We start from the raw sequence: 23543 nt of genomic DNA, 5'->3' as shown, positions 1-23543 counted from the left end.
ATTTAGTTGTAAGGCGGCGGTTTTAAGTGGTTAATTCTTCAGCTACTCTTGAAGCTGAGTCGATAACAGGGAAACGCGAAATGGCTAAAAGCATAAGATTGGGCGGCGCGCTGGCGCTGGCGGTTTGGCTGGCGATGGCGGGCGGCGCGCAGGCGGCGGAGGCGGTAAAGGTCGGGTCGAAAATTGATACGGAAGGTTCGCTGCTGGGCAACCTGATTTTACAGGTGCTGGATAAACACGGCGTAAAAACCGTGAACAAAATTCAGCTGGGAAATACGCAGGTCGTCAGGGGCGCCATCACGGCGGGCGAACTGGATATCTATCCGGAATATACCGGCAACGGCGCTTTCTTCTTCCACGACGAGAAAAACCCCGCCTGGAAAAATGCCCAGGCAGGCTATCAGCTGGTTAAGAAGCTCGACGGCGAGAAAAATCATCTGATCTGGCTGACGCCGTCGCCCGCTAACAATACATGGACCATCGCGGTACGCGGCGATGTGGCGCAGAAAAACAAGCTCGCCACGCTGGCCGATCTCAGTGCCTGGCTGAAAAGCGGCGGCGAATTTAAGCTGGCGGCCTCGGCGGAGTTTATCGAAAGGCCCGACGCGCTGCCCGCTTTTGAGCGTGCCTATCAGTTTAAGCTGGATCAGGATCAGCTGCTGTCGCTGGCGGGCGGCGATACGGCCGTTACGCTGAAAGCGGCAGCGCAGCAAACCTCCGGCGTTAACGCGGCGATGGCTTACGGCACCGACGGCCCGGTAGCGGCGCTTGGCCTGCAAACGCTGAGCGATCCCAAGGGCGTGCAGCCCGTATACGCGCCGACGCCGGTTATCCGCGAAGCGGTGCTGAAAGCGTATCCGCAAATCGGCGACTGGCTGAAGCCGGTTTTCGCCTCGCTGGATGAAAAAACGCTGCAGCAGCTTAATGCCAAAATTGCGGTAGAAGGGATGGACGCGAAAAAAGTGGCCGCCGACTATCTGCAACAGAAAAATCTGTAGCCACGCGCGGCAAAATGACTATTCGGGTACATAACCGCGTCACATTGACGCTGGCGCTGCTGCTGATGGCAGCGCTGACGGCGCTGCCGTTTCTCAACTGGGCGCCGAACCGGCTTGTTTCCGGTCAGCCGCTTGGGCTGCAACAGGTAGCCAACGGCCTGGGCTGGTGGCTGTTGCTGCCCGCATTGTTACTGATGCTGCTCGCTTTTTGGCCGCAGAAGCGCACCAGCCTGGCCTTAACGCTGCTCTGTAGCGAAACGCTGTTTATCGCGCTGATCGCCGCTGGCGGTTATGCGGCCGCCTCGCTGGCGCAGCAGGGCCATCCGCTGGCAAGAACCTCTCTGGGCAGCGGCTTCTGGCTGGCAGCCGCGCTGGCGCTGCTGATGGCGACAGATGCCATCAGCCGTTTGACCCGACAGGCGCTATGGCGTTTGCTGCTGAACGCGCAGATCTGGCTGCCGGCGGTCTTTTTGCTGCTGAGCGGCCAGCTCGACGCGCTTTCCCTGCTGAAAGAGTATGCCAACCGGCGCGATGTCTTCGACCAGGCGCTGTCACGACACCTGCTGATTTTGGGCGGCACGCTTTTGCCGGCGCTGCTGATCGGCGTGCCGCTGGGCTGGTACTGCTGTCGTCGTCCGGCCATACAGTCATCGGTTTTCGCCACGCTGAATATCATTCAGACCGTGCCTTCCGTCGCGCTATTTGGCCTGCTTATCGCCCCGCTCAGCGGGCTGGCGCGCGAGTTTCCGGCACTGACCACGTTCGGCATCAGCGGCATCGGTATGGCGCCCGCGCTAATCGCGCTGGTGCTCTATGCGCTGCTGCCGCTGGTGCGTAGCGTTGTGAGCGGGTTGCAGAACGTGCCGCAAGCGGTGATTGAAACCGCGCGGGGCATGGGCATGAGCGGCGGCCAGATATTCCGCCAGGTCGAGGTGCCGCTGGCGCTGCCGGTACTGCTTGCCGGTCTGCGCGTCACGGCGGTGCAAACCATCGGCATGGCGGTTATCGCCGCGCTGATCGGGGCGGGCGGCTTCGGGGCCGTCATTTTTCAGGGGCTGCTCAGCAGCGCGCTGGATCTGGTCATGTTGGGGGTGATCCCTGTTATCGCCCTGGCGGTGGCGGTGGATACGTTATTTAAGCTGTTGCTCTCCGGGATACAACGCCAGTGATTGAATTCAAAGAGGTGAGTAAATATTTTGCGGGCAAGGCGGCGGTCAGCGATTTGACGCTGCATATCGCCAAAGGCGAATTTACCGTGCTGATCGGCACGTCCGGCTGCGGTAAATCGACCACGCTGAAGATGATTAATCGTTTGATCGAACACGATAAGGGCGCGATACGTTTTGGCGGCGAAGAGATCCGTCGCTTCGACCCGCAGGCGCTGCGGCGGCGAATGGGCTACGTTATCCAGTCCACCGGGCTTTTCCCGCACTGGACGGTAGAAAAAAATATCGCCACCGTGCCGAAACTGCTGGGCTGGAGCAAGCCGCAAATCGACGCGCGCGTCAGTGAACTACTGGCCTTGCTGAATATGGAAGAGACGTTTCGCCATCGCTATCCGCATCAGCTTTCCGGCGGGCAGCAGCAGCGTATTGGCGTGGCCAGAGCGCTGGCAGCCGATCCGGAAGTGCTGCTGATGGATGAGCCTTTCGGCGCGCTCGATCCGGTGACTCGCGCCACGCTTCAGCAGGAAATTGCCCGTATTCATCGCCTTTCCGGCAAGACGATAGTGCTGGTAACGCACGATATCGACGAGGCGCTGGCGCTGGCAGACCGGCTGGTCTTAATGGACGGCGGCAAAGTGGTGCAGCAGGGCACGCCGACGGCGCTGCTGACAAAACCCGTTAATGACTTTGTGCGTCGCTTTTTCGGCCAGAGCGAATGGGGTATTCGCCTGCTTTCGCTGGGGCTGGCAGGCGAGGCGGCGCGGCGAGACGAATGGCTGGAGGAGGAAGGCATTGCGGAAACGCTGACGCTGCGCGAAGCCCTGTCGCTGTTTATCGCGCGTGGAACCGACCGGCTGGCGGTACGGGACAGCAATCAGCAGCCGCTCGGCGTGCTGCATTTTGCCGATTTACTGCGGCAAAAGAAGCCATAATATGCGCCTGCTTCGCGATCCGCTCCTCTGGCTGATTTTACTGTTTGTAGCGCTGCTGCTGCTGATGCCCTATAGCGGCCCGCTGTTCGCGCGCGCTTTTCCCCAGCTCGACAGGCCGCTTTACCAGCAGGAAAGCTTTATCCGGCTGGCGCTGGCGCATATCCGGCTGGTGGCGTTCTCCAGCTTCGCTGCGGTGATAGTGGGTTTGGGCGCCGGTATTGCGGTAACGCGCCGGGCGGGAAAGGCGTTTCGCTCGGTAGTAGAAACGCTGGTGGCCGCAGGTCAGACCTTCCCGCCGGTGGCCGTGCTGGCGCTGGCGGTGCCGGTTATCGGCTTTGGCGAACAGCCTGCGATGGTCGCGCTGCTGTTGTATGGGCTGCTGCCGATCTTACAGGGCACGCTGGCCGGTATTGACGCGGTGCCGCCGACTTTGCGCGAGGTGGCGGCGGGCGTCGGTATGAGTCCGCGTCAAATACTGTTTAAGGTAGAGCTGCCGCTGGCCGCGCCGGTGATCCTGGCCGGGATCCGCACTTCGGTGATTATTAATATCGGCACGGCCACCATCGCTTCAACGGTGGGCGCTAACACGCTGGGATCGCCGGTGATTATCGGTCTGAGCGGCTTTAATACCGCCTATATCTTACAGGGAGCCTGCCTGGTAGCGCTGCTGGCGATCGTGACGGACCGCCTTTTCGAGCGCCTGCTACGGCGGTTTAAGCGCGAATAAGAATGGTGTAGCCGGTCAGCATGACGCCGCCGATACCGCCCAGCGCCATCATTAAGAAGATAAAAATTACGCCGATTTTTTGCCAGTTCATACCGTTATCCGCCTGCCGTAAAAAAGAGAGCAAAGTATATCGCTTTTACTGAGCGGACGTTAAGCCTTTGCTGGTTTTTAGCAGGAGAAAACAGGCAAGGCCAGCAGGGCGCTGGCGACGATGACCCTCAAGCTAAGCGGCCTGATGCGCCACGGCATAGCCCTGTTCCTGCCAGTGGGCGATCTGCTCCTGCTGGCGGCGCGTCAGAGGCTTACCGGTGAAAATAAACAGCTGCTGGCCGGGAAAGAGTTCGGGACGCGGCATCTCCAGCGGTTCGGCCAGCACTTCCATACGCCAGCCCTGCTGCGACAGACGCCAGGCCTCCAGCCAGATGCGCGTACGATCTTCCGTGCCCCAGCCAATAATCAGCGCATCCTTGCCGGGCTTCTTGCGGCTGCCTGCAAGGCAGAAGGTCACGTAATCGATCAGGATGCCGTCAAGCAGGCTGCACATTGTTCTGGCCGTGTTTTGATCCAGGTTCAGTCGCTGACGGATAGGAATAAAAACATGGTCAATCAGCGCCGCCGCCGGATGTTCCCGACCTGCCGTTGCCACTTTTGCTCTGAGCTTAGCGGGCCTGACGTGACGCAATACCGTCATCATCTCTTCCTGTAGCGTCATCCAGCCGTCGTGCGCGTTAACGCTTTCGCCTTCCAGCAGCGCTTTAACTTTGCCTACCGGTACGCCGCTCTCTATCCAGCGTTTAATCTCTTCAATACGCTGTATATCTTCATCATCAAACTGACGATGGCCGCCTTCGGTGCGCTGCGGTTTCAGCAAACCGTAGCGGCGCTGCCACGCACGAAGCGTAACAGGATTTATCCGACAGCGTTCGGCGACGTCACCAATACTGTATAAAGCCATGCCTTTCCTTAAACCTGTTTGACTCCCCTGAGCCTAACCAACTCTCTATTGTTGTACAACTATTATTTAATTGTACAACTTGCCGGGCGAGGCGCCACGTCGTATATCTTGTTGAAACGTGGCGGGAAACCCTCAGTCTCCGTCACGCACGATAACGGTAGTCTACCCGTTAATCCACGTGTCGCCAAAGCACGATTTACAGGACGATCTGCTACTTATGACCACTATCACTTATTCGCTTCTTACCGCAGAAGAGGCCGCTAAAGGCCAGGATGAATTATACAATGTATTGAGCGCTTGTGTTGCGCTGGGCGCCAGTATCGGCTTTGTCAGTAACGAACCTGCACCTATGAAACAGTTCTGGACAGGGGTAATCGCCAGCCTCGCCAGCGGCGAAAAGCGGCTGCTGGTTGCACGTCGACAGCAGAAAATTGTCGGCACGGTCATCGTAGAATTTTGTGGCAAGCCAAACGGCTCTCATCGCGCAGAAATTGCCAAATTGCTGGTACATCCTGATGCCAGACGGCAGGGCATCGCTCGTGAGCTGTTAGGCCGCGCTGAACGGCTGGCGGAGCAGGAGGGCAAAACGCTGCTGGTGCTTGATACGCGCTCCGGCGATGCGGCCGAGCAGCTTTACCTGGCGCAGGGCTGGCAGGTTTGCGGGCAGATCCCGTATTTTGCTCTCTCGACCCGTGGCGAACCGGAAGCGACTACCGTTATGTACAAACAGGTCACGGCGGGTGTATAGCTACAGCCCTCGCAGTCCCGGATACAATAGCCGTCGCCAGTTTTTATAGATAAAAACACGACGTAGTTCTATTTTTATGTTGTTCTCATAGAATATAATATCTATATTTATCGAGTTTGATAAGGATGTATCCTTTAAAAGGTGGGCAAGGAATGCCGGAACTGAAATGGCGCAAAGCAGCGCGGAAACAACTTCTTGCTATCAAAAGCAAAAGCGACAGAGAAGCGATTAACGCAGCGGTGAATGAGTTAAAAAATTTTCCGCTGCACACGCCAAATCTGGACGTAAAGCCCTTGACGGCAGGTGAAGCCGATTACCGGCTAAGATGGGGTAACTATCGGGTATTATTCGACTATGTAAAAGACGGGGAACCCAAAATCATTGCCATCCAGCAAATTGCGAGGCGTACCAGCAAAACTTATTGAATAAAATTCGATTTGCCGAATTTGTCTTAAATAACTTCATTATTGCCGGTCTACTACAATGAGAAACGATATGATTGAATTCATCACTGACAGCGCCGGAAATCGCAAGGCGGCAATAGTGCCAATAGCGCTATTTGAAAAACTAACGCAAAGCGCCGATCTGGCTGAATTATGGGAATCAGTACCCTATGTTGCGGGAAAAAATGATGATGCTTTTATCCCCGGCGAGGTAGTCGATATTTCTGTGCAAAAAGGCGTAACGCTTCATGCGGCGTGGCGTCTTTATCGTGGCCTGACCCAAAAGCAGGTCGCTGAGGCGCTGAACATTACTCAGGCTTCTGTATCAGCCATGGAAAAAAGCGAGAGACCACGCAATTTTAATTTGCACAAGCTGGCGGAGCTGTACGGTTGCCAGCCAGAGCAATTAACTGACGAATAACTAAAAGGCCGGGCAACCGGCCGGTTTTTGTGAATTTTACTCACGACGGCATGCGGTGGACAAAGATTGAATGCCGCGCCGGTTTTCAGTAATGTGATTCTGCTCACACCTTAAGCGACAGCATGCTGCTCGCTGATGTTATCCCACTCTCTGATCCGACCCGCAGCTGCGGGCAGCCAAAGGTATTATGTTCCTTGTAAAAGTGATAGGTATCAGTTTTATCTGTATGCTGCTGCTCTCTTTCGCGCAGAGCTACGTTAAGGCGACCCACAGCGGCGTCGCCATCAATGGCCAACATTGGTCCACAGCCAGACGTGATTCGGCAGAGATGGCGCCCGATCCGCAGAAGTTTATCGATACGGCCATCGTGCAGGTTTATACCGCGCCGACCTTTGGCTGGCGTGGACTGTTCGCCGTCCATCCGTGGATCATTTTTAAAAAGGCCGGCGAGAGCCAGTATCACCGCTACGAGGTGGTCAGCTGGGGCAGCAGCAACGTTATTCGCCATAATTACGCTTTGCCCGACGGCTACTGGTTTGGCGCTAAGCCCAGACTGCTGGTCGATCATCGCGGCGAACGCGCGGCGGCGATGATCCCGTCGATCGAAGCCGCTATCGGCAGCTATCCCTGGCCGCACAGCTATCGGGTCTGGCCCGGCCCCAACAGCAATACTTTTCTGGCCCATATCGGCAGAGAAGTGCCGAAGCTGAAGCTCGATCTGCCTGCGAACGCCATCGGTAAAGATTTCCGCCCGCTGAGCCGTCCGGTGGGGCTGCCCGCCTCAGGCAAAGGCTTGCAGGTTTCACTGCTGGGCGTGCTTGGGCTGACGCTGGGTGCGGAGGAAGGCGTAGAGTTTAACGTGCTGGCCTTTAATTTCGGCATCGATTTTAAGCATCCGGCGCTGCGGCTGCCTTTTACCGGCAGGCTGGGCACCAATAAAATCGAAACGGACAGCGGCGAGTAAATTCGGCCCGTCAGCAGGCGCGGACAGCACCAGGTTGCGAGCCGTGCCGCAGGATTAACCTTCAGGGACTATTGCTGAACGAAATACTGTGTAAAAATACAGGCCGTTTCAATAAAAAGTGATTGATATGGCGCTAACTGCCGCGTTAAAAGCGCAAATTGCCGGCTGGTATAAGGCTCTCCAGCAGCAAATCCCCGATTTTATTTCCCGAGCGCCGCAGCGGCAGATGATTGCCGAAGTGGCGAAAACGCTGGCGGGCGACGAAGGGCGCCATCTGGCGATTGAAGCCCCGACCGGCGTCGGCAAAACGCTCTCCTATCTGATCCCCGGTATCGCCGTCAGCCGTGCGGAAGATAAGCCGCTGGTGGTCAGCACCGCCAACGTGGCGCTGCAGGATCAGATCTTCACGAAAGATCTGCCGCTGTTGCAGAAGATCATCCCCGATCTGCGTTTTACCGCCGCGTTTGGCCGGGGTCGCTACGTCTGCCCGCGCAACCTGTCCGCGCTGGGCGGCGATGAAGAAAAGCAGGGCGATTTGCTGCTGTTTCTTGATGATGAAATGACCGCCAGCAAGGATGAGCGGGCGCTCTGTACTACGCTGGCGAAAAACCTCGATCGCCATCAGTGGGACGGCCTGCGCGACCACTGCGAAGAGACGATTGAAGATTCGCTCTGGCAGCGCATCAGTACCGATAAAGCCAACTGTCTGGGCAGCAACTGTCACTGGTTCCGTGAATGCCCGTTCTACCTGGCCCGGCGGGAAATCGAAAACGCCGACGTGGTGGTGGCTAACCATGCGCTGGTCATGGCGGCCCTGGAAACGGAATCGGTGCTGCCGCCGCCGAAAAATCTGCTGCTGGTACTTGATGAAGGACACCACCTGCCGGACGTGGCGCGCGACGCGCTGGAAATGAGCGGGGATATCACGCCCGCCTGGAGCACGTTACAGCTCGACCTTTTCTGTCGTCTGGTTGAACAGTGTATGGCGCAGTTCCGGCCGAAAAAGCCGCCGCATCTTGGCAATCCGGAGCGGCTTAAAGCCCACTGTGAAGAGGTGCGCGAGCAGCTGCAACAGCTGTCGCAAATCCTGGTGCAGCTGTTGCCGCCCGGCAATCAGGAAGGCGAATACCGTTTCGAGATGGGCCAGCTGCCGGAAGAGGTGATGACGCTGTGCGCGCGCCTGTTCAAACTCAGCGACGGGCTGCGCGGGCTGGCAGAGGCGCTGCTGAACGATCTCAGTGAAAAAACGGGGCAGTTCGACGTAGTGCGCCTGCACCGTACGCTGATCCAGATGAACCGCGCGCTGGGCTGGTTCGAGGCCAGCAGCAAGCTGTGGCGGCTCGCCTCAATGGCGCAGGCCTCCGGCGCGCCGGTGTCCAAATGGGTGACGCGCGAGCTGCGTGAAGGTAACCCGCACCTGCTGTTTCACTGCGCCGGTATCCGCGTCAGCGAGCAGCTGGAAAAACTGCTGTGGCGTAAAATCCCGCACGTGGTGCTGACCTCGGCCACGCTACGCTCGCTGAACAGCTTTCAGCGCCTGCAGGAAATGGCGGGCCTGAGCGAAAAGCCGGGCGATCGCTTTGTCGCGCTGGATTCGCCTTTTAACCACGTTGAGCAGGGCAAGCTGATTATCCCGCAGATGCGCTACGAGCCGATGCTGGCTAACGAAGTGGAACACCTGGCGGAAATGGCGCACTTTTTCCGCCAGCAGATTAAAGAAGGCAAACACAAAGGGCTGCTGGTGCTGTTTGCCAGCGGGCGGGCGATGCAGCAGTTTATCTCTTACCTGCCGGAGCTGCGGCTGATGCTGCTGGTGCAGGGCGACAGGCCGCGTCCGGCGCTGGTGGCGCTACATCGTAAAAAGGTGGAGCAGGGCGAAACCAGCGTGCTGGTGGGCCTGCAATCCTTTGCCGAAGGGCTGGATCTGAAGGGTGACCTGCTGTCGCAGGTGCATATCCATAAAATTGCCTTTCCGCCGGTGGACAGTCCGGTTATTTTGACGGAGGGCGAATGGCTGAAAAGCCTGAAGCGCTATCCTTTTGAAGTACAAAGCCTGCCGAGCGCCTCCTTTAACCTGATCCAGCAGGTGGGCAGGCTGATCCGCAGCCACGACTGTTTCGGCGAGATAGTGATTTACGATCGTCGTTTGCTGACCAAAAGCTATGGCGCGCGCCTGCTGGGCGCGCTACCGGTTTTCCCCATTGAGCAGCCGCCTATGCCGCCGGGGGAGCCGCCAAAAGCCGTTGCGGCCGTACCGGGTAAGAAAACCGTACGTCGCCGCCGTCGCTAACAACCCAACAGAGCAGAAGCATGGACTATACAAAAATTATTAAAGAGATCGGCCGAGGGAAAAATCATGCCCGCGACCTCGATTTCGCTACCGCCAGCGAGCTTTACAGCCGGATGCTGGCGGACGAGGTGTCGCCGCTTGAGATGGGCGCTATCCTGATTGCGCTGCGAATCAAAGGCGAGGGCGAGGAGGAGATGCTCGGCTTTTATCAGGCCGTACAGGCGCGCGTGCTGAAACTACAGCCGCCTGCCAGCCTGCCTATGCCGGTGGTGATCCCAAGCTATAACGGCGCGCGTAAACAGGCGAACCTGACGCCGCTGCTGGCGCTACTGCTCTCCCTGCTCGGTTTTCCTGTGGTGGTGCACGGCGTTAGCGATGACCCGACTCGCGTTACCAGTGAGGCGGTGTTTGCCGCGCTGGGCGTTAAGGCGGTATCGGACATGCAGGAAGCGCAGCAGCGGCTGGAAGAGGGCAAACTGGTCTTCGTGTCGGTTGAAACGCTTTGCGCGCCGCTGGCGCGGCAGCTCTCGCTGCGCTGGCTGCTGGGCGTACGCAACAGCGCGCATACGCTGGCGAAGCTGCTGACGCCGTTTGGCGAAGATGCGGCGCTGCGGCTTTCCAGCGTGTCGCACCCGGAATATATCCCGCGCGTGGGCAAATTCTTCCAGGCCATCGGCGGCCGCGCGCTGCTGCTTAACGGTACGGAAGGCGAGGTTTATGCCAATCCGCAGCGCTGCCCGGCGCTGAACCTGATTGCCGGAGAGGAGCCAGAGGTGCTGTTACCACGCCAGCCGGAAAGCCATATCGCCCGCGACGCGCTGCCTGCGGGTAAAGAGGCTGAAACAACGGCTGAATGGATCAGGCGTTGCCTCAATCGCGAAGTAGCGGTACCGCAGTCGCTGCGTCAGCAGATCGCCTGCTGTTACGTCGCTACGGGCCGCGCGGTGGACGTAGAGAGCGCGCTGGAGCAAATCGCGAAGGCCGGATACTGAGGCGGACCGAGCGTTTTAGCCAGGGCGGCGATAAGCTGTTTATCGGGGAAACGATTTTGCCGGGCTGAGGCTGAACGTTTCGCCTGACTGAGATTGAACGCTTCGCCGGGCTGAGGTTGAAAGTTTTGCCGGGTGAATGGCTTCGCCGGGCAGGTAAGCGTTCGAAAGGTAAGGCTTTGCAAGCCTTACCTGGCGGTTACGCATCCGGCCTGAAAAAAATAACGGATGCGCTGCGCTTTTTGTCCTGCTTCTGAAAGTGCTCATAAACAGCTTTCATCCGCCGGGCTTTAAGCGCGATGGCCTCTTCCAGCGTCAGCGGCCTGGTGGGTTTATCTGAGTTTAACGGCATAACCCCTCCTGTGAGGATCAAGGTTTGGGTAAACGGCGGCTATCCGCTGCGGCTGGCTTCTGCTGAGCTGTAGTATTCGCAAGCGATAAGCTCGTGAAAGCAGTTCGTCAAAAGCCAAAAACGTATAGCAATAAGGCCGGTACGCAGTGTAGTGCTTGTCGATTATATAATCAATAATGCAGTTCAGAGCCTGCGCGCGCTGACCCCTAAATCGCCTTTTAAAAAAGGGCGTGTCGGCTTCGATATTATCCAGGCTGTCAAAAGCGATATCATAACAGCCGCCCTTCAACGTTAGCCTGTGCGGTCGTTTACCTGTCAGTAGCCCCTGCGGCAAATTAATAAGTGAATCCTCAACCGTAACAATTTCCGTTAACTGCACCAGGTAAACGCCCGCTTCGCCTGCCTCAACCCGATATAACATGGCGTGTCTGCCATCCGGCAGTACGCTTCGCGTTCTGTGCATAAATCCCGCCTTCCCTGAAAAATCTGCCGTCAGGATAAAGCGGTTTGGCCGTGAAGTCAGCGACGTTTTCATGAAGCGGAACAGGTCACGCAAAGTTTTTTACGTGCCTGCCTGCTTCTTGCATTCTTTTTTGAAGTGGATCTAAAAAGCGAGGCAGCCTTCCCGTCGGGCCGGAAAGCGCATGGCGCTTATCCGAGCGGCAGAAGCTTTTCCGCCAGCGCCGTCCAGAACGTAACGCCTTCCGGGATAACATCATCGTTAAAATCGTAGCGGGCGTTATGCAGCGGAGCAGAAGGCACCTCGCCGTCTGCACCTATCCAGAAATAGGCACCGGGGCAGGCTTCCAGCATGCAGGCAAAATCTTCCGACGCCATTGATGGGCTGGTTTCCCAGTGCACCTGTTCTGTCGGCAGTAATGCCAGCGCGCAGTCGCGAACCTGCTGTGCGGCGGCGGCGTGATTGCAGGTCACCGGGTAATCGGTCAGGTAGTCAATGCTGCCGTCAATGCCCAGCGGCGCGGTAAAAGTAGTGACAAAGTCGTCAATCATGCCGCGCACCCGGCTACGCACATCGGCCTGCAGGCATCTTAGCGTGCCGCGAAGCACCACGCTTTCCGGGATAACGTTAATGGCTTCGCCGCCATTAATTTGCGTGATGCTGACTACCGCAGAGGAGAGCGGCGACAGGCGTCGGGCCGGGATAGTTTGCAGCGCAAGAATGAGCTGCGCGGCGGCTACGATCGGATCTGCGCCGTTTTCCGGCATCGCCGCGTGGCAGCTTTTCCCGCGCAGCGTAATTTCGAAAGCGTCCAGCGAAGCCATCATGGGGCCGCTGTTCACCGCCACATGACCGACCGGCAGGCCTGGCCAGTTATGCAGGCCGTAGATAGCGTCCATGGGAAACAGCGTAAACAGGCCGTCGGCGACCATTTTTCTGGCACCGCCCAGGTTTTCTTCCGCCGGCTGGAAAACAAAATGCAGCGTGCCGCTGAACCGCCGCGTGGCGCTGAGATGTTTCGCCGCCGCCAGCAGCATGGCCGTGTGGCCATCGTGTCCGCAGGCGTGCATCACGCCAGGCTGCGAGGAGCGCCACGGCGCATCGCCCAGCTCGGTGATGGGCAGGGCGTCCATATCCGCACGAAAACCGATAGCGGGACCGGGACCGTTCTCCAGCGTGCCCACCACGCCGGTGCCTGCCAGGCCCGTATGCACCTGCAAACCAAACTCGCGCAGCAGCGCCGCTACGCGCTGTGAAGTCTCATCTTCGTGATAGCCCAGCTCCGGCCTTGAGTGAAACTGTCTGCGCCATTCAATGGCTTCCTGAATCAGCGAAACGGGGATCATATCTTCTCCTTTGCGGACGATAAGCCGGAAGGCGAGCGCGGCACTGCTGCCTGACAGGTATTTTTCAAAAGTGAGGGAGCTCAGAGCAACAGGTTCTCTATTTCCTGCCAGTTTTTAACCCGCCTGTAGCCGGTTACCTGCAGGTTGTGCGGAGCGCTATAAAGGATGCCTTCTCCGCAAAACCCTGTGAAATTATGAGCGTTATCATCAATCATATAATCCGCATTGATAATGCTTTTGTTGCCGCAGAACACAATATTACTGGGTTTGATGGCCGGGAAATGGGTATTTAACCAGCGGAATTTTGCATTAAACGAAGAGGGCATCTGCATGGCGGCCGTGGTGATAAAAATCTCGTAACGATGGCTTAGCGCCTCAATCACGCGCTGGCTGTCGGCAATGACGCCCAGATCGCCAAAAAATTCCGCGTCTTCGCTGACCCGGCTAAAAATCTCCTGCAGCATCTCGGGCTTTTCCTCTGCCAGGCTGAACAGATTGAATTCGCTGTGCGCCAGTTCCAGCGAGAAATGGCGGTTAAACGTGGCGACCATTTTAGGATGGAAATCGGCAATGACCTCATCCATATCAATAGCAATTCTCTTCATTATCACTCCATGATGGCTTTCGGGATGCATAACATCATACCAAAAAAAGGTGCGCAGCAGGGTTTCCTGCTCGCGTTGAAAAGCAGAGCTGCGCGTCTAAAAACAGCGCGGGGCGTGGCCGTTCACTCAGGCTTTTCGTGGCTGCGGCCGCTTACGGCGCGGCCGCCAGCATATCTGCGCCAGGCTGCCCGGCGAGCTTGCCTGATAGCAATGCTGTATAAGCTAAAAGAAAGCGATCTAAGCCGCCCTGTACAAGGCGGCACAGAACGGCTCAGGACTGGCGCGCGTCCGGCCGTACCAAATCAAAACGTAAATCGTCGCTAATGGCGTAATAGGCGCTGGGGCCGCCCGCCCGCAATATAGGGTTGGCTTTCGCCGTCTGATAGATGCCGTTTTCCAGCAGCTTGTGATCGATATGTATCGCCACCGCTTCGCCCAGCACCAGCCACTGCTCCAGCTTGCCGCCGTCGGCGTCTTGCAGCTGGATAACCTGCGTCAGCTTGCATTCAAAATTCACCGGGCTTTCGGCTACCATGCTGACCGCTACCTGCGTGCCGGGAATGGGCGTCACGCCGGAAAAAGCGAATTCATCCTCGCCGCGCGGCAGCGAAGCCGAACTTTCATTCATCGCCACGGCCAGCTCGCGGGTAGCCAGGTTCCAGACAAACTCGCCTGTTTCCACGATGTTCGCCACGCTGTCTTTCCAGCCCTGGCTGGAGAAACCAATAATAGGCGGCTTATAGTTAAAGCAGTTAAAAAAGCTGTAGGGCGCCAGATTGCGCTCGCCGCTGGCGCTTTGGGAACTGATCCAGCCGATGGGACGCGGGCCAATAATGGCGTTCAAAGGATCATGAGGCAGACCGTGGCCAAGACGCGGTTGATAAGTATGGCGGGAAGAGGACATCTGAACTCCTGATAAAGGGATAGTTATTACATAGTAGCCGCTTCGCCGTGGGAAAAAAGGCGGGAATTGTTTACGATCTTTACCGCAGCAGGTATCTTACGCGCCTGCAGATAAGAGAGCCGTTCATGAAAAAGATTGTCGAAAAAACCCAGCTTCATCCCCGTAACCGCCATCGTGGCCGCTATGATTTTCCTGCCCTGATTGCCAGTCATCCGCCGCTGGCGGAGTTTGTGGCGGTTAATCAGTACGGTGATGAATCGGTGAATTTCGCCGATCCGGCCGCGGTAAAAATGTTAAATCAGGCATTGCTGAAGCATTTCTATCAGGTTGAACAGTGGGCGATCCCGGATGGTTTTCTTTGTCCGCCGGTGCCGGGCCGGGCTGACTATATTCATCATCTGGCCGACCTGCTGGCGGAAGATAACCGCGCCGTCGCGCCGCGCAATATTAACGTGCTCGATATCGGCTGCGGTGCCAACTGCATTTATCCGCTGATTGGCTATCGGGAATATGAGTGGCGCTTTACCGGCAGCGAAATCAATGAAGAGGCGATGCGCGCCGCTAACGCCATTATCGCCGCCAATCCGGGCCTGAATCGCGGTATTCGCCTGCGTCGTCAGAAAAATACGCAGGCGATTTTTCACGGCGTTATTCATAAAAACGAGCAGTATCATGCCGTGCTGTGCAACCCGCCGTTTCACGCGTCCGCCAGCGAAGCGCAGCAGGGCACCCAGCGCAAGGTGCGTAATCTCGGTCTGGATAAAAACGCGCCGTTAAATTTCGGCGGCCAGCAGGAGGAGCTGTGGTGTGAAGGCGGCGAAAAAGCCTTTATCAGCCGCATGATTAATGAAAGTGTGGATTTTGCGAAACAGTGCGTGTGGTTTACTTCGCTGGTGTCCCGCCGCGAAAACCTGCCCGAGCTGTGGCGTGCACTGGAGCAGGTCGATGCGGTGGCCGTACGCACCGTGGAAATGGCTCAGGGCCAAAAGCAGAGCCGTTTTATCGCCTGGACCTTTATGGAAAAGACGGCTCGCGAACGCCAGATGAGCCGTCTTTAATACCGCCAGTACGGCCGTCCGTTACTCCGGCGCAGGCAACGCAGGCACAGCGGCGGCGGCGTCCAGCCCGCTGCCGTTTTGCATGACCTGCACCGTTGGATGCGGCGCTTTGATCCCCGCCGCATCAAAATGCTTCTTCACCCTATTGTCGAGCGCGAAACGCACCGTCCACTGCTTCAGCGGTTGGGTAGTAAAGGAGACGCGCACGGTAAAGGCCTGGTTGGTCAGCCCGACCAGTCCGGCGAAATTAGGCTCGCCAATAACCATGCCGCGAATGGTTTCGTCCTGCATCAGTTCGTCCACCGCCTCGTGCAGCGCGGCATTCACCTTATCGCTGTCCTCACTGCGATCCACATCGTAATTCGCCACGAAAGAGCCAATGCCGCGCACGAAATTGGCGAAGGTGGTGATCGAAGACCAGGGGATAATATGGTAAGCGCCGGTATCCTGGCGGACGCCCACCGAGCGGATTGACATGCGCTCCACCGTGCCGGTAATGGCGCCGATAGTGACCAAATCGCCCGTGTTCATTCCGTTCTCAAACTGAATAAAAATACCGGTAATAATATCCTTAACCAGGGTTTGCGAACCAAAGGATACCGCCAGGCCCAGCGCGCCTGCGCCCGCCAGCAGCGGCGCGATATTCACGCCGATTTCCGACAACAGGATCATGATAGTGATGGTACTGATGACCACGGCCAGCGCGTTGCGAAACAGCGTCAGCAGTGTGCGAGTTCTGGCGCTGGGCATCGGCCTGCCGTGAGAATCGGAAGCGAGACGGCTCTCGATCAGACTGGCAAGCAGTGTCCAGCCCACCGCCGAGAAAAACAGGATCATGACAATACGGATGATCACATCTACCAGCTTCACGCCTGCGCCGACCGTCAGCCAATGCCAGAGGTCGAAAAGATTCCAGGCGTTCAGCAGCAGTAGGCAGACGGCAAACACCGTCAGCGTACGCGCCAGCTTCAGCATCATGGAAACCCAGCCGTTCACTCTTTTTTGTAGCTCGGGATAGTTGCGACGCAGCTCTGGCGAGAGAATAATGGTTTTTGAGATCCAGCGGCTGAGAACGCCGGAAATCAGCGCGCCCAGCCCTATTATTGCCAGCGAACGCACGGTAGCGGACATCATAAATCTGAGGCTGTCGCCGGGGTTAAAGATCGAGAGCAGAAACAGCGCGATAAAATAGGCGCTGGCAAGCCAGTGCCAGATGACGGCGAAAGCGCGGATAAACAGTGAAAAAAAGCTCATCGAGCGGTCGGCCAGCTGAACCAGCGCCAGCTGCACGGGGCGGCGGTTGCGGAAAATCAGATAAAGCGCCCACCCGGTGATCAGACACATCAAAACCAGGTTAACCAGCGCCGCCGCCTGCACGTTAACCTGATTAGAAACAATAGGCACGATAACCAGCAGTCCGTAGCCGATAACGCTGCTCAGCCAGCTTAGCCGCGTATTCCAGTAGTTAGCGCGCTCGTCAGAAAGATGGAAAAAACGCAGCTGCGGATAGCGCGGGCAGAAAATCAGCCGCAGGATCGCCTTGAAGAATTCAATCAGTGCAAAAGCGCTTAAGAACAGGCCCTGCTGGCGGGCAATCGTCCTGCTACCGGCATTGAGCGTATCGCTGAGCATCTGGCCGACAAACAGCGCGATGCCCAGCAGCAGCAAATCAATGATAAACGCGCCCAGGATCATCGCCGGGAGGTGCAGCCAGCTGGTGCGCTCGCTATTTTTACGGCGGCCCCATGACCCCATGCGGCGATAAAGCGGCGTCGCCGCCCGGCAGAGCAGCCAGTAGAAAGCGAACAGGGCGATGGCCAGCATCGCAAAGTGGCTCAGCGCGTTATAAAAAGTTTTTGGGTTAAAGGTTTTATGAGGAGCGTTAACGATATTGCGGTGGAGTTTTTCTACTTTACCCAGCACCTCGCTGCCAAACTGACGGCTGACGTCGGTGACGCTTTCCAGCACCGTTTTATCTTCTTCTTCATCCGGCGGCGTCAGCACGGGATCTTCAGTTTTAGCAGTGCTTTCGGAAGCGCTCCGTAGCTGGTTAATCAGCTCGGTTCGCGATTGATCATTTTGCAAAATGTTGGCCAGCGCGGCGTAGGCGGCTTTTTTCTCTTCCAGGCTCGGTTCGCCGGAAGCATCGGCCGCGGGTTGCGACCGGGACGCCGCAACGGCGGCGACAGGCAGGCTGACGGCCTCAGCCTGACAGCAAAAAACAGCAGCGACTAACGGTAGCCATCTGAACATACAGCGCCAGAAGGGCGGGGTTCCCGACATCATATTCTCCTTTAACGGCGCAAAGAAACGTCGAGCAGCAAGTATAGCCGGACAAAGAAAAGGAGAGAGGTGGGGGAGGGTTTTTTAAGAGCGGGCCGGGAAAGCGGGGCGGCCTGACCGCCCCAAGAGATCAGGAGACGTGCTGTAAGAATTCCTGCAGGCGTGCGCCCGGCGGGTTATCAATCAGCTCTGCCGGATCGCCGTCTTCCGCAATGCGGCCTTTATCGATAAAGATCAGGCGTGAAGCGACTTTCTTCGCAAAGCCCACTTCGTGCGTCACAATAACCATGGTCATGCCTTCTTCCGCCAGGTCCTGCATTACCTTCAGCACTTCATGACGCAGCTCCGGATCCAGCGCGGAGGTTGGCTCATCGAACAGCATCATCTTCGGCTTGACCGCCAGCGCGCGGGCAATGGCCACACGCTGCTGTTGGCCGCCGGAAAGCTCCGACGGGAAATGGTGCGCGCGTTCGGCCAGGCCGACCTTGCCCAGCAGCTCTTTTGCCAGACGCTGCGCATCGGCTTTGCTGGCGCCGCGTACGCGGATTGGGCCAAAAGCGACGTTATCCAGCGCGCTCATCTGCGGGAACAGATGGAACTGCTGGAACACCATGCCCGCTTCCTGGCGGATCAGGCGATCGTCTACTTTAGGATCGTTGACCTTCAGCCCGTCCACAATCAGCTCGCCGGTGGTGATCTCTTCCAGCTTGTTAATGCAGCGCAGCAGCGTGGATTTGCCGGAGCCGGACGGCCCGATAATCACCACGACCTCGCCCTGTTTAATAGTCAGATCGATATTATGCAGAACCTGCGTTTCGCCAAAATGTTTGGAGACGTTTTTAAATTCAATCACAGGATCTTCATCCTTTTTTCAATGCGACGCAGAACAAAGCTCAGCACCAGCGTAATAAACAGATAGATAACGGCTACGGCGCTCCAGATTTCCAGCGCGCGGAAGTTACCGGCAATGATTTCCTGGCCCTGGCGAGTCAGCTCCGCCACGCCGATAACGATAAACAGGGAGGTATCCTTGATGCTGACGATCCACTGGTTACCCAGCGGCGGCAGCATACGGCGCAGCGCCAGCGGCATGATAACGTAGCGCAGCGTTTCGCGACTGGAAAGACCCAGCGCCAGACCGGCTTCACGAAAGCCCTTATTGATTGACAGCACGGCGCCACGGGTAATTTCAGCGATGTAAGCGCCGGAGTTAATCATGATGGTGACCACTGCCGCGCTAAAAGGGTCGATGCGCAAATCGTTAAAGGCCATCGGCAGCGCAAAATAGATAAACATCACCTGCACGACAATCGGCGTGCCGCGGATCAGTTCAATAAAGACCAGGGCGATATTACGCGACAGCCAGCCGCCGTAAGCGCGGGCAAAACCCGCTATAAGGCCGATAATCAGGCCGCCAATCAGGCCGAGGACGGATATCCACAGCGTCAGGCGGGCGCCCTCGAGCAGGGCCGGAATAGATGGCCAGATGGCGCTCCAGTCAAACTGCATTCTTATTTCTCCGGATCAAAACCATATTTCGTTGGTGTGGAAAACGCAGGCGCACAGCGCGCCTGCGAAAAGTAAAAGCGATTATTTAGGCTCGGAACCGAACCATTTTTTATAAATTGTGTTGTAGGTACCGTTTGCACGCAGCGTTTTCAGCGCGCCGTTTACTTTTTCACGCAGCTCGTCGCTGCCTTTCGGGAAGGCGATACCGTAATCCTGCGCTTCGATCGATTCGCCTACGGCTTTGAACTGGCCTTTGCCTGCGGTGTTAATGAAGTAAAGGATGTTTGGCGTATCGTGCAGCACGGCGTCCGCACGGCCCGTGCCCAGCTCCATATAGGCATTATCGATATTAGGGAACTGGCGCAGATCTTTGGTTTTGATGTGCTGCTTAGCGTAATCCACGGAGCCGGTGCCGCTTTTCACCGCAACGACTTTGCCATCAAGATCTTTCAGACCCTGAATTTTGTCGTTATTGGCTTTGACCATCACCAGCAGACCGCTTTTGTAGTAGCTGTCGGAGAAATCAATCGCCTGCTTGCGGGCGTCAGTGATAGTGATACCGGCCAGCGCCAGATCGACGTTACGCGTCTGCAGACCCGGAATGATACCGCTAAAATCCATTGGTTTAAGGGTATAGTCCAGCTTCAGTTCCTTCGCGATAGCCGCCCACAGCTCCACATCGAAGCCCACATATTGGTTACCCTGTTTGAACTCAAAAGGAACAAAGGCGGTATCGGTGGCGACAACCAGCTTTTTTTCTGCGGCGGTAGAAGAGACGGCAAACGCCAGCGTCAGCGCAGCCAGGGAAAACTTAACAAGTGACTTCATCTTTTTATCCTTATTGCAGTCGGACAAGCGCCTTGTCCGATTGAATGCCAGCAGCCATATGAAAAAACTATGCCAGGTTTTCAAAATATATTGAAAACAGCACGTTGAGTCAATTTAACAGGGATAATTACGCCTTAAGTAGCGCGATGCACCATAATGAGGCACCAAAACAGTGCGCTGGTTTCATTATGGTGCAATCCAGTTTTAACCTGGCGGAGGATAAAAAACAAAGTAAAAAAGGAAAGGGTGCGAGAGCGCTCGCGTGATTAACGCAGCTGGCTGTCTTTACTGCCGCGGCGATTAAAAAGCGTCGACTGCTGCTGTTTGTCTCGCTGTGCCTGGCATTGAATACAATATTGCACGCCGGGCAGGGCCAGACGGCGAGCTTCAGGAATGGCATCCCCGCACTCTTCGCAATATTTTGCGCTGGCGCCATGATGAATGGCGCGCCGGGCGCGATTAACGGCATCTTCTACCGTTGAGTCGATCTGTTCCTGTACGGCATCATCACGTGCCCAACCACTGGCCATCGCTTTCCTCCATATAAGAAGAGCAGATGAAAGGCCTCATCTGCTCGCAAACCACGCTATGAAAAGTGGGGCTACTGAGCGCAGCCCGCATCGACTTACTCGATGTTAGATTCGATAAACCACAGGAATTTATCCAGGTCGCGGGAAGCGGCGGTAAAGATATCTGCGGTGTCTTCGTCTTCAACTTCACTAATCGCTTTACGAGTATCGTTAGCGACAACGGCATAGCGTTCTGCCAGCGCTTTAAGGTGATCCTGAACGGTATGAATGTTCAGCGGATAGCTTTTCAGCGGAGTGCGATCGTTCACTACCTGAGTGGTGCCCAACGCCACGCCGCCCAGCTGGACTACGCGCTCTGCAATGGTGTCCTGATGATCGGTAATCGTAGTGCGGAAACCGTCCAGCATTTCGTGTACGCCAATAAAGTTAGCGCCGCGCATATTCCAGTGCGCCTGTTTGGTAATCAGGGACAAATCAATGAATTCCGTTACCAGACGATTCAACACCTCAATGGTGGCTTTCTTTTCCTCATCGGCCACGTTGTTGCGGGTGTAATGCAGATCGGTCGCAGTCGTTTTTACCAGTTTAGCGGTACTCATCATTAATATCCTCTTAATGGTCAGTTGTCCTGAATGTACCGAATAAGTATAGCAGCGCTTTTCAACATTGCCATCACGATACTGCCTATCGCACAAATAGTAGCGGCCTTAGGGTTTAACTGACTGGTATTAAAGAGGAATAATTTATCGAATGCGATTAATAAATATTCTCATTTAGATTGATAAAGATAAATGACTGATAAAAAATAGATTTTTAATTTATCGTTTCGTTACAAATTGCGTAAAAAACCCTGTTAAAAAGCCACGATTTATTAAATTGGCTCAGAATTATCCGAGCCATATATGACATATTCCTTTTTTAACAGACGCCTCTTTAAATTTGTCTGCCGGGATAAACTTTTCTGAATATAGCTATTCACGCAGCTCGCTAATCGGAACGACTTTTTGCTTAGCGGGACGCAGACTCAGCGTAGCGCCTGCCGAGGCGATAATAATCGACAGCAGGCCCAGCCATTGCGGCAGCGTCAGCAGCTCGCCCAGGAAAATCATGCCGGAAAGCGCGCCCATGGCCGGCTCCAGGCTCATCAGTGTGCCAAACGTCCTGGCCGGCAGCCGGGTCAGCGCGACCATCTCCAGCGTATAGGGGAACGCGCTGGAAAGAATGGCGACAATAAGCGCAACCGGTAAAACTGCCAGGTTCCAGACGCCGCTTTCGGCAAACGTAAAGCCAACAGGGACAAAGACCAGCGAAGCGATCAGCGATCCCATGGCGACGGTAGCAGGGCCGTGCTCCGCTCCTGCGCGTTGGCCGCTCAGAATATAGATGGCCCAGCAGGCACCAGCCAGCAGCGCAAAAAATGCGCCTTTGGGATCGATGCCCGACATGCTCTTGCCAAGAGGCAGCAAAAGCCACAGCCCAAGCAACGCCAGCGCCACCCAGAGAAAATCGCGAGGCTTTCTCGACCCCACCAGCGCCAGCGTCAGCGGACCGACAAATTCCAACGCAACGGCAATGCCCAGCGGGACGGTACGCAGCGCCAGATAAAACGTATAGTTCATGCCGCCCAGCGCCAGGCCATACAAAACCAGAGGTACTACGCGATCGCGGCTGAACCGCAGCCGCCAGGGTTTGAAGATAAGGCAAAGAATAAGCGTGCCCAGCCCAAGACGCAGGGCGGTGATCCCCGGTGCGCCGACTACCGGAAACAGGGTTTTTGCCAGCGCGGCCCCGCCCTGAATTGAGGTCATGGCGAGCAAGAGCAGTAAGACAGGAAACCAGATTGAAGAACCGCGTGAAGAGGGAGACATCCTTTTGACCAACCTTATTTGTCCATCGAACGGGAGAAAAGTTCCCCGAAGTGTACCAACAGATTGTGCAAACCAGGCAAAAATGGCCTGGGAAAACGTTAAAGAAATTCGAAAAATTCGTCGCCAGGCGCACGCAGACGGGTAAAGAAGTGTCAGTTTAATTAAGATTTATCTCAATGAACAAATTTTTACATTGCTGGTCAGGCGAAGCGGCAAAGAGAGAAACATAAGTAAAAAGAATGAGATAGAAAGAATCATTAACGTCCTGTTACACCAAACATTGTCTTGGACAACAAAAACGGGGCAGAGTTTCTGGCTGAGGTTTGTTATATTTTCAGCGTTGTCAGGAGATAAGTACTTTCACATTTGAGGTGGTTATGAAAAAAATTGCATGTCTTTCAGCACTGGCTTGTGTACTGGCAGTTTCTGCTGGTTCAGCGATGGCACAGAGCACAGTTTCCGGTGGTTACGCACAAAGCGATATGCAGGGCGTGGCTAACAAAGCTAACGGTTTCAACCTGAAATACCGCTACGAAAACGGCAGCGATCCACTGGGCTGGATCGGTTCTTTCACCTACACCGAGAAAGATCGTACCGACGCTGGCGTCTATAACAAAGGCCAGTACTACGGCATCACCGGTGGTCCTGCTTACCGTCTGAACGACTGGGCCAGCATCTATGGCGTGGTTGGTATCGGTTACGGTAAATTCCAGCAGAACGCACCAGCGCGTGACAAGTCTGACTCAAGCGACGTAGGTGTTTCCTACGGTGCGGGCCTGCAGTTCAACCCAGGCATCGAAAACGTTGCTCTGGACGTTGGTTACGAGCAGAGCCGCATCCGCAGCGTAGACGTTGGCACCTGGATTGCTGGTGTTGGCTACAGCTTCTAAGATTGCCTGAAACCAGCTTCGGTTGGTTGATAAAAAATCCGCCCACGTGGCGGATTTTTTTTATGGCTGAATCAGCCGCCGGGATTTTTTTCTGCTGTCAGCATCTCCAGCAGCATCAGCCGTAGCGTAAAAGGCGAACGACAGAGCAGCTGTAGTAAAAGTGGTTTTTTCATGGTCTCCTCCGTTCGCTTTATGTACAGGTATAGCACAGGCTATAATTCGTAGCCAGCGCTATTGCGCGAGATTTTGTGCTTCCGTGCGCTTCGTTTACAATGTG

Annotated in this window: 26 protein-coding genes; 12 read left to right on the top strand and 14 right to left on the bottom strand. The window is 56.0% G+C overall.

All coding sequences use genetic code 11. From position 1 onward, the window contains the following. The first annotated feature begins 80 nt into the window (after nt 1–80). From osmF to AB6T85_RS05030, 4 genes are read left to right on the top strand one after another with little or no spacing between them, the layout of a single operon-like run. On the top strand, nt 81–998 hold the full coding sequence (gene osmF, locus AB6T85_RS05045; RefSeq protein ID WP_301251268.1) for a glycine betaine ABC transporter substrate-binding protein OsmF: 918 nt from the start codon (nt 81–83) through the stop codon (nt 996–998). A 14-nt stretch (nt 999–1012) separates the two neighbouring features. After that, nucleotides 1013–2167: an ABC transporter permease gene (locus tag AB6T85_RS05040; protein ID WP_369894943.1), complete on the top strand. Its 1155-nt coding sequence runs from the start codon at nt 1013–1015 to the stop codon at nt 2165–2167. Continuing rightward, nucleotides 2164–3096 carry an ABC transporter ATP-binding protein gene (locus AB6T85_RS05035; RefSeq protein ID WP_301251265.1) on the top strand — a complete coding sequence of 311 codons (933 nt, stop codon included), beginning with the start codon at nt 2164–2166 and terminating at the stop codon, nt 3094–3096. The genes AB6T85_RS05040 and AB6T85_RS05035 overlap by 4 nt, the downstream gene beginning before the upstream one ends. A 1-nt stretch (nt 3097) precedes the next feature. Beyond that, nucleotides 3098–3823: an ABC transporter permease gene (locus AB6T85_RS05030; protein WP_253454796.1), complete on the top strand. Its 726-nt coding sequence runs from the start codon at nt 3098–3100 to the stop codon at nt 3821–3823. Here the strand turns inward: AB6T85_RS05030 and AB6T85_RS05025 are convergent. Beyond that, nucleotides 3810–3914, bottom strand: coding sequence for a protein YohO (locus tag AB6T85_RS05025; protein WP_125288804.1), 105 nt, complete (start codon nt 3912–3914; stop codon nt 3810–3812). The two genes, AB6T85_RS05030 and AB6T85_RS05025, sit on opposite strands and share 14 nt — an antisense overlap. Before the next feature lie 132 nt (nt 3915–4046). Beyond that, nucleotides 4047–4778, bottom strand: a complete 732-nt coding sequence (locus AB6T85_RS05020; RefSeq protein WP_253454795.1) for a MerR family transcriptional regulator — start codon at nt 4776–4778, stop codon at nt 4047–4049. A 217-nt stretch (nt 4779–4995) separates the two neighbouring features. Between AB6T85_RS05020 and AB6T85_RS05015 the strand changes: the two genes are divergently transcribed. The 6 genes from AB6T85_RS05015 to ybiB all read left to right on the top strand — a co-directional run bounded on the left by AB6T85_RS05015 (nt 4996) and on the right by ybiB (nt 10636). Next, a complete protein-coding gene (locus AB6T85_RS05015; protein WP_369894941.1) occupies nt 4996–5526 on the top strand; it encodes a GNAT family N-acetyltransferase in 531 nt (176 codons plus the stop codon). 152 nt (nt 5527–5678) lie between these two features. Then, nucleotides 5679–5951 carry a type II toxin-antitoxin system RelE family toxin gene (locus AB6T85_RS05010; protein ID WP_301251263.1) on the top strand — a complete coding sequence of 91 codons (273 nt, stop codon included), beginning with the start codon at nt 5679–5681 and terminating at the stop codon, nt 5949–5951. A 70-nt stretch (nt 5952–6021) separates the two neighbouring features. Further along, on the top strand, nt 6022–6390 hold the full coding sequence (locus tag AB6T85_RS05005; RefSeq protein WP_253454792.1) for a helix-turn-helix domain-containing protein: 369 nt from the start codon (nt 6022–6024) through the stop codon (nt 6388–6390). A 187-nt stretch (nt 6391–6577) separates the two neighbouring features. Then, on the top strand, nt 6578–7354 hold the full coding sequence (locus tag AB6T85_RS05000) for a DUF3750 domain-containing protein (protein WP_369894939.1): 777 nt from the start codon (nt 6578–6580) through the stop codon (nt 7352–7354). Between the two features lie 127 nt (nt 7355–7481). Beyond that, nucleotides 7482–9644: an ATP-dependent DNA helicase DinG gene (gene dinG, locus AB6T85_RS04995; RefSeq protein WP_253454790.1), complete on the top strand. Its 2163-nt coding sequence runs from the start codon at nt 7482–7484 to the stop codon at nt 9642–9644. 20 nt (nt 9645–9664) lie between these two features. Further along, nucleotides 9665–10636, top strand: coding sequence for a DNA-binding protein YbiB (gene ybiB, locus AB6T85_RS04990; protein ID WP_253454789.1), 972 nt, complete (start codon nt 9665–9667; stop codon nt 10634–10636). 196 nt (nt 10637–10832) lie between these two features. On the opposite strand, the gene AB6T85_RS04985 is transcribed toward ybiB, so the two are convergent. The 5 genes from AB6T85_RS04985 to AB6T85_RS04965 form a co-directional block, all read right to left on the bottom strand. Next, on the bottom strand, nt 10833–10985 hold the full coding sequence (locus AB6T85_RS04985) for a hypothetical protein (RefSeq protein ID WP_253454788.1): 153 nt from the start codon (nt 10983–10985) through the stop codon (nt 10833–10835). Then, nucleotides 10966–11541, bottom strand: coding sequence for a hypothetical protein (locus AB6T85_RS04980; RefSeq protein WP_253454787.1), 576 nt, complete (start codon nt 11539–11541; stop codon nt 10966–10968). The genes AB6T85_RS04985 and AB6T85_RS04980 overlap by 20 nt, the downstream gene beginning before the upstream one ends. Nucleotides 11542–11636: 95 nt before the next feature. Beyond that, a complete protein-coding gene (locus AB6T85_RS04975; RefSeq protein ID WP_301251258.1) occupies nt 11637–12791 on the bottom strand; it encodes a M20 aminoacylase family protein in 1155 nt (384 codons plus the stop codon). An 80-nt stretch (nt 12792–12871) separates the two neighbouring features. Then, complete coding sequence (locus tag AB6T85_RS04970) at nt 12872–13396, bottom strand: 5' nucleotidase, NT5C type (protein WP_253454785.1); 525 nt, start codon at nt 13394–13396, stop codon at nt 12872–12874. A 271-nt stretch (nt 13397–13667) separates the two neighbouring features. After that, a complete protein-coding gene (locus tag AB6T85_RS04965; protein WP_253454784.1) occupies nt 13668–14300 on the bottom strand; it encodes a flavin reductase family protein in 633 nt (210 codons plus the stop codon). 125 nt (nt 14301–14425) lie between these two features. On the opposite strand from AB6T85_RS04965, the gene rlmF reads away from it, so the two are divergent. Next, nucleotides 14426–15358, top strand: a complete 933-nt coding sequence (gene rlmF, locus AB6T85_RS04960; protein WP_253454783.1) for a 23S rRNA (adenine(1618)-N(6))-methyltransferase RlmF — start codon at nt 14426–14428, stop codon at nt 15356–15358. Nucleotides 15359–15379: 21 nt separating this feature from the next. On the opposite strand, the gene ybiO is transcribed toward rlmF, so the two are convergent. The 7 genes from ybiO to rhtA all read right to left on the bottom strand — a co-directional run bounded on the left by ybiO (nt 15380) and on the right by rhtA (nt 22376). Next, nucleotides 15380–17611, bottom strand: coding sequence for a mechanosensitive channel protein (gene ybiO / locus AB6T85_RS04955; protein WP_369895047.1), 2232 nt, complete (start codon nt 17609–17611; stop codon nt 15380–15382). 160 nt (nt 17612–17771) lie between these two features. Next, complete coding sequence (gene glnQ, locus AB6T85_RS04950) at nt 17772–18494, bottom strand: glutamine ABC transporter ATP-binding protein GlnQ (RefSeq protein ID WP_125288793.1); 723 nt, start codon at nt 18492–18494, stop codon at nt 17772–17774. Next, nucleotides 18491–19150, bottom strand: coding sequence for a glutamine ABC transporter permease GlnP (glnP, locus tag AB6T85_RS04945; protein WP_125288792.1), 660 nt, complete (start codon nt 19148–19150; stop codon nt 18491–18493). The genes glnQ and glnP overlap by 4 nt, the downstream gene beginning before the upstream one ends. Nucleotides 19151–19231: 81 nt before the next feature. Continuing rightward, entirely contained in the window at nt 19232–19978 is a 747-nt protein-coding gene (gene glnH, locus AB6T85_RS04940; RefSeq protein WP_253454782.1) for a glutamine ABC transporter substrate-binding protein GlnH, read from the bottom strand. A gap of 266 nt (nt 19979–20244) precedes the next feature. Next, nucleotides 20245–20508, bottom strand: a complete 264-nt coding sequence (locus tag AB6T85_RS04935) for a DksA/TraR family C4-type zinc finger protein (RefSeq protein WP_253454781.1) — start codon at nt 20506–20508, stop codon at nt 20245–20247. 95 nt (nt 20509–20603) lie between these two features. Beyond that, a complete protein-coding gene (gene dps / locus AB6T85_RS04930) occupies nt 20604–21107 on the bottom strand; it encodes a DNA starvation/stationary phase protection protein Dps (RefSeq protein WP_125288897.1) in 504 nt (167 codons plus the stop codon). Nucleotides 21108–21479: 372 nt separating this feature from the next. Further along, entirely contained in the window at nt 21480–22376 is an 897-nt protein-coding gene (gene rhtA, locus AB6T85_RS04925) for a threonine/homoserine exporter RhtA (protein WP_301251257.1), read from the bottom strand. A gap of 377 nt (nt 22377–22753) precedes the next feature. Between rhtA and ompX the strand changes: the two genes are divergently transcribed. Next, nucleotides 22754–23266: an outer membrane protein OmpX gene (gene ompX / locus AB6T85_RS04920; RefSeq protein WP_253454779.1), complete on the top strand. Its 513-nt coding sequence runs from the start codon at nt 22754–22756 to the stop codon at nt 23264–23266. Nucleotides 23267–23543 lie beyond the last annotated feature (277 nt).

The sequence above is a fragment of the Erwinia aeris genome (assembly GCF_041224955.1).
Classification (GTDB): Bacteria; Pseudomonadota; Gammaproteobacteria; order Enterobacterales; family Enterobacteriaceae; genus Erwinia; species Erwinia aeris.
This window is presented reverse-complemented; position numbering and strand designations above follow the sequence as displayed.

Coding starts and splice junctions, on each gene's coding strand:
- AB6T85_RS05010 (WP_301251263.1), top strand. CDS start 5,679: ATGCCGGAACTGAAATGGCGCAAAGCAGCGCGGAAACAACTTCTTGCT.
- AB6T85_RS04965 (WP_253454784.1), bottom strand. CDS start 14,300: ATGTCCTCTTCCCGCCATACTTATCAACCGCGTCTTGGCCACGGTCTG.
- AB6T85_RS05005 (WP_253454792.1), top strand. CDS start 6,022: ATGATTGAATTCATCACTGACAGCGCCGGAAATCGCAAGGCGGCAATA.
- AB6T85_RS05020 (WP_253454795.1), bottom strand. CDS start 4,778: ATGGCTTTATACAGTATTGGTGACGTCGCCGAACGCTGTCGGATAAAT.
- AB6T85_RS05025 (WP_125288804.1), bottom strand. CDS start 3,914: ATGAACTGGCAAAAAATCGGCGTAATTTTTATCTTCTTAATGATGGCG.
- AB6T85_RS05000 (WP_369894939.1), top strand. CDS start 6,578: ATGTTCCTTGTAAAAGTGATAGGTATCAGTTTTATCTGTATGCTGCTG.
- AB6T85_RS05040 (WP_369894943.1), top strand. CDS start 1,013: ATGACTATTCGGGTACATAACCGCGTCACATTGACGCTGGCGCTGCTG.
- ybiB (WP_253454789.1), top strand. CDS start 9,665: ATGGACTATACAAAAATTATTAAAGAGATCGGCCGAGGGAAAAATCAT.
- AB6T85_RS05030 (WP_253454796.1), top strand. CDS start 3,098: ATGCGCCTGCTTCGCGATCCGCTCCTCTGGCTGATTTTACTGTTTGTA.
- glnP (WP_125288792.1), bottom strand. CDS start 19,150: ATGCAGTTTGACTGGAGCGCCATCTGGCCATCTATTCCGGCCCTGCTC.
- AB6T85_RS04935 (WP_253454781.1), bottom strand. CDS start 20,508: ATGGCCAGTGGTTGGGCACGTGATGATGCCGTACAGGAACAGATCGAC.
- AB6T85_RS05015 (WP_369894941.1), top strand. CDS start 4,996: ATGACCACTATCACTTATTCGCTTCTTACCGCAGAAGAGGCCGCTAAA.
- AB6T85_RS04985 (WP_253454788.1), bottom strand. CDS start 10,985: ATGCCGTTAAACTCAGATAAACCCACCAGGCCGCTGACGCTGGAAGAG.
- rhtA (WP_301251257.1), bottom strand. CDS start 22,376: ATGTCTCCCTCTTCACGCGGTTCTTCAATCTGGTTTCCTGTCTTACTG.
- AB6T85_RS04970 (WP_253454785.1), bottom strand. CDS start 13,396: ATGAAGAGAATTGCTATTGATATGGATGAGGTCATTGCCGATTTCCAT.
- rlmF (WP_253454783.1), top strand. CDS start 14,426: ATGAAAAAGATTGTCGAAAAAACCCAGCTTCATCCCCGTAACCGCCAT.
- dps (WP_125288897.1), bottom strand. CDS start 21,107: ATGAGTACCGCTAAACTGGTAAAAACGACTGCGACCGATCTGCATTAC.
- dinG (WP_253454790.1), top strand. CDS start 7,482: ATGGCGCTAACTGCCGCGTTAAAAGCGCAAATTGCCGGCTGGTATAAG.
- ompX (WP_253454779.1), top strand. CDS start 22,754: ATGAAAAAAATTGCATGTCTTTCAGCACTGGCTTGTGTACTGGCAGTT.
- AB6T85_RS04975 (WP_301251258.1), bottom strand. CDS start 12,791: ATGATCCCCGTTTCGCTGATTCAGGAAGCCATTGAATGGCGCAGACAG.
- ybiO (WP_369895047.1), bottom strand. CDS start 17,611: ATGTTCAGATGGCTACCGTTAGTCGCTGCTGTTTTTTGCTGTCAGGCT.
- osmF (WP_301251268.1), top strand. CDS start 81: ATGGCTAAAAGCATAAGATTGGGCGGCGCGCTGGCGCTGGCGGTTTGG.
- glnH (WP_253454782.1), bottom strand. CDS start 19,978: ATGAAGTCACTTGTTAAGTTTTCCCTGGCTGCGCTGACGCTGGCGTTT.